Below are 7137 nucleotides of genomic sequence, written 5' to 3' on the forward strand. Positions count from 1 at the left end.
TTCAATAATCCCCCATTACCTGTGATTTTGGGTCATCCAGCAAAAAATCGAATTCGTGCCGTGTTTTCAAGCTACCGTTGGTTTTGATAAGACTTAGGCAAAGCCCTTGTAGAGCAAGGCGCTGATCCAACGGCAGACGATAAATTTCAGTAGCGATACTGCTAATAACTTTTATTGACGGCTCGGTTACAGGGGAGACCAATAAAGGCCTGTTGATTTGCCGGGTATGAATACAGTGATCATCCATACTGACATTACCCCAATAGTTATTAAAGATGCAGGCCAGGTAGGAATTAACCACCTCGTCACTCAGCATCAGGGGGAGATTCACCAAACGACTTTTCAGACTCTCATTATCCTTTTGTAACGTATTCAGCTGCCGTTTTTGCGCAGCTAATTCTGTTTTTAATTGTTTGCAATAAGCCTCCAGTTCAGCCACTTTGGAAACTGAATCCGGCCCGCTTGAACTATTTGGTAACGATGTCGATACAAGGCCAGTTCCAGGATTATTAACCTGTTCCAGCAGTATCTGATTGATCACATCCGAATCAGGTGCATCACCATTCCAGTAACTCGCCAGCATCCAACGAATTGGATACAAGTTGATCTTGTTGGCATTTAACGACTCCAGTTTGTGAGAGATGGCTAAGAGCGTTGCAGGGGATTGATCATCGACCATCAGGTGCAAAGCCAAATCGGCGAGCGCTTTTTCCGAACCAATTCGATTATTCAGCTCATCCAAAGCTTCCGACCACGACAGACGCGTACCAATACTCCCCTGTAATTTGACAGACTCCCAGCTGTCTTCATAACGTTCAGAGCAATAGATACGCCCATCATATTCAACCAATGCGTACGCCTGAGCCGTCATTCCGCACCGCCTGTGGCGTCTTTAATGGTTTTGGCTGCATTAGCTTTTACATCGTACAGTGCACCCTCAAACTGACCACGTTCAGCGGCGGGATTGGTATTCTTTTCAATGGAAAACAGTTTGTCGTAAAGAGCATCCGTTTCTGCGTTACCCAGTTTTCCGTCGATGTATTTGAGGATAGAGCCAAAATCCGCGTTTTCGGTGATAAGGCTTTTCAGACGGTATGAGTTAAAGAAATCGGGATCTGCAATAACAACTTTCAGCAAATCGACAGCAGAGCCTTCCCGCAAGTTGTTGCCTTTTTCGATAGCCGTCGCCACAGTCGCAAGGCCAGTAAGAACAGCAGAGCCGTCTTTCAGATTTTTTTCGGTTTTCTCCGGATCCAATTCAATGCTGCGGATTTCCTTCAGGTACTCGTTGTAATCGGAAAAATTCTCTGGCACCAGCGTCTCGTCCTGCTCGGCAGCCTGTAGTGCCCGGTCTCCAAGCTCCTCAACCTTTTCATCCGGCTTGAGAATATTCAGTGCCTGACCAACCACCGTCAGCACAGCAACCACCGCACGAACCACGGGATGCATAGTTGCAATTAATGGTTTCAACACAGGAGCGATCTGAGCGACAGTGGAAGCGATAGCGCCCCCAACCCTGCAAATACTGGAGACGACATTACTTACACCATCGACAATAGAAGACAAAAATCCCATAAACTACGTCCTTTTATAATTAAAGAGAGGGAATGTTTTTAAGTTGATCGAACACATCTCGCGTACGACCAACCAGTTCAAGCGGTTCATCGGAGGATAATTTCAATAGCCTGGCCAGAATCTCAAAGACCCTGCTCTTACAAGATTCGGCCATCCAGTCTTCCAGATCGCCTGGCAAGTTAGCCAAATCGAGCAGCAGGGTGTAAACCAATGAATGAAGCTGTTCTTCATCCAGTGTTAGTTGCTGTTGCCATGAAGCAACTTCTTTTTGGTACAGCGCCAGTTTGCGTTTTAACCGCCGTTGGTCGGCACCGCTTTGCTCTCGTGCCCGCACCCAATTCAGCAAAGCGTTTAACGCCCGGGGAGCACTTCGAATGAGCCTGGCATACGTAGCGGCATCAGATACCAAATCGGATTCAGCCAATTTAGGCGTCAACCGGTGACGATTACGCCATTGCAGCGCCTGACCAAGCTCCTGCAACTGCTCATCTGCAATATCCTCATCATCCGTTCTCTGTCCCTGGGTCACTTTTGCCCATACGGGGGCATTCCAACCGCCGCAATACACAATGGTTTCGCCAGTTTGCAGCTTTGGCAGAAAATCACGTTGTTCATCATCAAGGCCAATAGCGTCACCAACGGCACGGCGGTCATCCGCTGCAGAAAGTCGATGCACGATTTTGGTATGGGTGTTTTTAATAACATCAGGAATCAGTTTGGTTGGAGACTGATCAGCAATGATCAGACCTTCACCGTATTTGCGCACTTCAGCCAACAGATTGGCAAAAGCCTCAACTCCCTGCCTGCGGCTCTCGGAAGTGGCGGCATCCGGTTTGCTCAATAAATGATGCGCCTCTTCGATCAAAGTCAGATGCTGAAATCCCGGTCCCTGACGATGACGTTCTTTCATACACTCAGCCAAACGATTGATGATCAACCCCATCAAGAGAGCCTTGTCGCTTTCACTCTTCAGCTCTTCCAGCTCAATCACCACCTTGCGATCGAGCAAGGCGTTGAAGTCCAGTGAACGCCGGGTATTCAGCATCGGGCCCTTGGTGCCCAAAGTGAGGTTGGTCAGGCGAGCCACGAGTGAGCCTCGATACTTCTCCTCGAATTCCTTGCCCATACCTTTGGATTCAATCAACTGATCCAGCTGGGCAATCATGTCACTGAAGATGGGCCAGCATTGGCCCTGAACGGATGGGTCCCAGGGGTTATCGAATATCTCATTTTCGCCCGTTCGCATATCCCAGCCATACGCTTCGTAAGCCGCAATAATGGCCTCCTCCACCAGCTGAGGCATGGCAGCTTCCATGGGATAAGCAGCTGTTAAAGTGCTGGTAAGAGTGGCGATATGTCCGGCCAGCTTGACCCTGGAGTTAACCAGCTCAAACGGATTCAGCCGTAGCGGGCAAAATTCTTCTGAGCCCGCCTGATAAATATCGAGATCAACGCCCGATGAAAGCAACGCCCGATATTCTGTTTTTGCCGGTTCGATCACCAGAAACGGCAACTCGGACTCCATCAGCAAGCGCATACAGGTCGTTGTTTTACCAGCGCCCGTAACCCCGGTGATAAATACGTGCTTGCTCAGGTCTTTTTTCGAAAGATGGATCAGGTTCTCCTCCATCTCTCGCCCCTGGTGCAGAATGCGAGCGAGTTTTATACCGCTGTGGTCACTACCATTCACAGGAATATTCAGACCAAAATCGACGCTCTCTCTGAGCGCAACACCGGGCAATTCCCGTCCCGGCACCCCAACCAACAACGATAAATCCCGGGTATTCAACCAGCTTCCAGCAACGGCCGCGCCGTACGAATCAATCGGCACACCATGAGCCATCAATTGCCCTCTGGCAAATCGCCCCTGATACATATGCAAACGAAGCAGGCGTTTGAGATCAAAACGCCCCTGCTCCAGATCCATCAGCTGCAGAGGGGTCAGACCAGGCTGATTACCCTGAAAGATCGAACGCACACCCTGAGTAAGACGCTCGTAGGTATCTCGTCGCGGAGAAGAAAGGTAAACCGCTGTTCGGAACATGCCCTTCTGAAGGCCTAACTGGAAACGCTGGATCACCGACTCGTCCAGCTGTTTGATCAGGTACTCAATCTGCTTATTAATCCGCTCGCGCCCCAGAGTAGCCTGAGTCCCGTGGCTGGTCCCGGAGGTAATATTATGTGAACGGGAGTCCGTCGAGCCTTTTGTTTCACTGCTATTCAGACTGTGGCTGATGCCTTTGTTGGTTCCCTTCGTAATGGATTCATTCGATGAATCACCAGTAGTCAGGGTCGAAGATGAACCGACCGACTTCTTCTCTGTTCTGTTTTGGGTGTTAGTTGAGCCGTCGCTCTTGCTCGCACTTTTCCCTTTGCCCTCAGTATTTGAACTGCTGGTTCCTTCCGATTCAGAAACGCTTTTCCCCTCGGTGCGACTGGTCGATGTCCCGGTACTACTGCCTCTGGATTCGTTGTTTGAAGTCGACTCATTCACACCCTGCTGCAAAGTCTGCTTCACCTCCATACTGGCAAGCGTGCTCAGCTCGTGCAGTCCATCAATCGCATCCCGGATTTCATCTTCAGAACCAGGCTCAGCCACCACCATCAACTGCCAGACTTCACCATGCAGACTGTTGGCCAAGCGTTCGATGCCCTGGAAATCATTTTCCGAGTGCTGGCTGTTTTCGTTAAATGACGGGACACCGGTCACCAGACCGGTATGTGCGCCGTCAACAAACACCGACTGAAAACACGGGTTGTCGGTTTTCAGGTAATCCAGCGAAATCCCTTGAAAATTGCCTTCCAGCAAATGCCCCAGACTCTTGATATGTTCGTGGGAGTCCCGGGTTTCACTCGCAACGCCAAAATACAGCTCAAGCCCCTGCTTTGTGCCACTCAGCAAATACACCAGCCGAGCCCCGGAATGGCTCAAGCCCGACAGCACGTTAGCCATCGCCAGCCGTTGTGATTCAGCCGATTCCTTATTAACCGACCGAATTTTGATAAAGCGAAATTCTGTTGAACTTCCACTCTCAGACAGCACAACCTGCCCTTTGGAAAGACGGGAAGGTAGCGTCTGTAGCTCTGCCCAATGAGCCGAACTTTCCTGAAACTCGATAGCGGATAAATACTTGTCAGACACGTCTGATTCCCTTTAAGTGAAGATCCTGCCGAGCAGGGTCAGCTTGCCAGTAAGGCACCTGTAACCAGCCCGGTCACTATTCTTGTGACACCGACAACCGCTCACGATCAGCTGCCGCCATGAACGTTTCCCATAACATTAGCGAGGACCATGCCAATCGATAAACCTATGTTTTAAAAGACATTTTTAATCAGCCATTCACCATCAGCAGAACAGAAAGTAAAATCCGATCCACAGATGTAAATATTTATACATGGCAATAAGAGTTATCGGATCACACCCAGCAGCTTGCTCAGCAGGCTGGTCGACGTTCCGGTGATTTCGACTTCTCCGCTCCCGCACTTAGGGCACGCCACCAGCATCACCTCGGCATCTCCGACGTTAAAGCGCGAAAACCTGTGCTTGCAATCCAGGCACTGGTAATCGATTTGAGGGGTTGAAACAGGCATAACATCATCCTTGTTGTTGTGAGTTACCAGGGCCGCCAAGTATCCAATGGGCCTGCTGGTAAGGTTATTTTTCCGGTTTCCATCTTGCTCCCACGTTCTACGTGGAAATGTGCGGCTGTGCCCTGGCCAGGGGTAATAACAGCGTGCCGCCCAGCCAAGGCGTATTACACCGCACGGTGGTGATGTATTACGCCCCGGCCTCATGGCCTGGGGCTAATACATCCTACAGAACTGACTCAACAGCCTCACTCCATATGGCAAGAATGCTGTCACTCTGACTTTGCTGATGGAGGCTCAAATGCTCTGGCGGAAATTCAGGATACAGACGCTTATCAGCTTCCCAGCTCTCTTCGATCACCTTGTCCACCCGCGCCAACCAATCGGTCATGAATTGTTGCCGGAGTTCTTCAGATGATAGAGACCGCACAAGTTCACGATCAAAGCGCACCGGCTCCGAGTTCCCGTCCACGATCATCACCTGAAAGCGCTCCGGAAACTCACAGCTCAAGCCCTCTTCCTCAAGCCAACGCTGATAACTGCGCTGCCACGTTTCTATATCCATGTATAAAACGACATGGACAGGTGGAGATGCCCACTGGCTTTTTGCCAGCAGTGCATACAATTCGAGTTTGGCTTTTAGATGCTCGGCGCCTTTCCACCAGCGGCGATGACGCACAAGATCCAATCGCCAGCCGATAATCTTCTGCGGTCTGTTTTCATCCATAAATTCTGATATTCCCTTTTAATATCTTTCGGCTGACACGCCCGGGCCTGGAGCCAGTTCGTTCTTTCCGGTTTCCGTCTTGTTCCCACGTTTTATGTGGGTGTATGCGGCCTGCGGTTGAGAGTTCGCCGCCCGTAGGAGGAGGCTTGCCTCCGAATCACAATGATGCCAGCGCCGGGTTATCCCACTTTGGCTACCACGCGGAGCGTGGGAGCCAGTTCAGTTTCCGCCTCGTTCCCACGTTCTACGTGGGAATGTGCGGCTTTGCCCTGGCCTGGGGTAATAACCCCGCAGGGCCGTAGGGTGTAATAGCCGCAGGCGTATTACACCGCACGGTGGTGTTGTATTACGCTGTGCCTGTGGCCTCTGCCCGGCGGTGATTCGCCAATACGTTTACGGGGCTGTGTTTTTATCTCCCGCGTTATAACTCGCCTTTAAAGGCTTTTTGGCTGAGGGAGTTGAATAAACCGGAATGTTTACCGTCACCCTCAACTGAAAATTTATCCCTGATGTCTTTCAATGTCCGAACAAATTTCTCCTGCAATTCCAATGCGGGGACTGGCATATCTGCGGCGCTTAATGAACCAACATTTAAATGCTGCTGAATTTGGCCTCGGCCTTCGGACATAACCAAGTTTTTGCCAGCACCAGAATTCATGAAATAAGCAAAATAGTCTGAATTAATACACTGAGCATCAGGTCGAAGGATCAGCACATCAATCGCATTCACACCATCCAGATCATCAGGTATTACGGCAGCTTTTCCCGGTTGACCAGAACGAACAATAACGATGTCTCCAGAGTAAACACGCGATTTTGCCAGAGGGCCTGCATTGTCGGATTCTGAAAAATAGACAAAATTGTTCTGATCGATGCCCGTTTCTTTAATATTCAAAGAACGGATTGCTGGTATCCCCTTATCGACATAATAAGAAGCAGGCTTGATAACAAGACCGACCGTAACTTGACGGCTTATATCAGACACCTTCCTCACCTCCCACCCCTTGGGGTTGGTGACGGGGTCGCCAAACATATCCAGAAACACGGCGCGGAGGAATTCGTCGGCGAGTTGGATGGCTTGCTGGCGTTTGCGGCGAATGGCGTCGGCTTTGTCGAGGATGGTGATCTTGCCCCACTTTTGCGGACACATTCGTATTATCCATTCTTCGCCTCGTACTCTAGCGGACTGAGATACCCCAGACCAGAGTGCAGGCGTGATCGGTTGTAGAAGCCATCAATGTAATCCT

Annotated in this window: 7 protein-coding genes; all 7 read right to left on the reverse strand. The window is 50.3% G+C overall.

From position 1 onward, the window contains the following. Window position 1: 1 nt before the first annotated feature. The 7 genes from OUO13_RS08225 to OUO13_RS20055 all read right to left on the reverse strand — a co-directional run bounded on the left by OUO13_RS08225 (window position 2) and on the right by OUO13_RS20055 (window position 7129). Window positions 2–871 carry a basic helix-loop-helix domain-containing protein gene (locus OUO13_RS08225; RefSeq protein ID WP_283173390.1) on the reverse strand — a complete coding sequence of 290 codons (870 nt, stop codon included), beginning with the start codon at window positions 869–871 and terminating at the stop codon, window positions 2–4. Continuing rightward, window positions 868–1575: a hypothetical protein gene (locus tag OUO13_RS08230; protein ID WP_283173391.1), complete on the reverse strand. Its 708-nt coding sequence runs from the start codon at window positions 1573–1575 to the stop codon at window positions 868–870. Before OUO13_RS08230 ends, OUO13_RS08225 begins: the two co-directional genes overlap by 4 nt. A gap of 19 nt (window positions 1576–1594) precedes the next feature. Continuing rightward, on the reverse strand, window positions 1595–4717 hold the full coding sequence (locus tag OUO13_RS08235; protein ID WP_283173392.1) for a serine-rich family protein: 3123 nt from the start codon (window positions 4715–4717) through the stop codon (window positions 1595–1597). A 266-nt stretch (window positions 4718–4983) separates the two neighbouring features. After that, window positions 4984–5166 carry an FmdB family zinc ribbon protein gene (locus OUO13_RS08240; RefSeq protein ID WP_283173393.1) on the reverse strand — a complete coding sequence of 61 codons (183 nt, stop codon included), beginning with the start codon at window positions 5164–5166 and terminating at the stop codon, window positions 4984–4986. Between the two features lie 223 nt (window positions 5167–5389). Further along, window positions 5390–5890, reverse strand: a complete 501-nt coding sequence (locus OUO13_RS08245) for a hypothetical protein (RefSeq protein ID WP_283173394.1) — start codon at window positions 5888–5890, stop codon at window positions 5390–5392. Window positions 5891–6311: 421 nt separating this feature from the next. Continuing rightward, the gene (locus OUO13_RS08250; protein WP_283173395.1) at window positions 6312–7040 is read right to left on the reverse strand and encodes a restriction endonuclease subunit S; all 729 of its coding nucleotides are present in this window, start codon (window positions 7038–7040) and stop codon (window positions 6312–6314) included. Window positions 7041–7045: 5 nt separating this feature from the next. Beyond that, the gene (locus tag OUO13_RS20055) at window positions 7046–7129 is read right to left on the reverse strand and encodes a hypothetical protein (protein WP_428982302.1); all 84 of its coding nucleotides are present in this window, start codon (window positions 7127–7129) and stop codon (window positions 7046–7048) included. Between the last annotated feature and the right edge of the window lie 8 nt (window positions 7130–7137).

Origin of the sequence: Parathalassolituus penaei, from assembly GCF_026626885.1 — a bacterium.
Lineage (GTDB): Bacteria > Pseudomonadota > Gammaproteobacteria > Pseudomonadales > Oceanobacteraceae > Oceanobacter > Oceanobacter penaei.

What these genes read in the sequence shown, in the direction of transcription:
- OUO13_RS08225 (WP_283173390.1), bottom strand. Translation starts at nt 871, where the DNA reads ATGACGGCTCAGGCGTACGCATTGGTTGAATATGATGGGCGTATCTAT.
- OUO13_RS08230 (WP_283173391.1), bottom strand. Translation starts at nt 1,575, where the DNA reads ATGGGATTTTTGTCTTCTATTGTCGATGGTGTAAGTAATGTCGTCTCC.
- OUO13_RS08250 (WP_283173395.1), bottom strand. Translation starts at nt 7,040, where the DNA reads ATGTGTCCGCAAAAGTGGGGCAAGATCACCATCCTCGACAAAGCCGAC.
- OUO13_RS08240 (WP_283173393.1), bottom strand. Translation starts at nt 5,166, where the DNA reads ATGCCTGTTTCAACCCCTCAAATCGATTACCAGTGCCTGGATTGCAAG.
- OUO13_RS08245 (WP_283173394.1), bottom strand. Translation starts at nt 5,890, where the DNA reads ATGGATGAAAACAGACCGCAGAAGATTATCGGCTGGCGATTGGATCTT.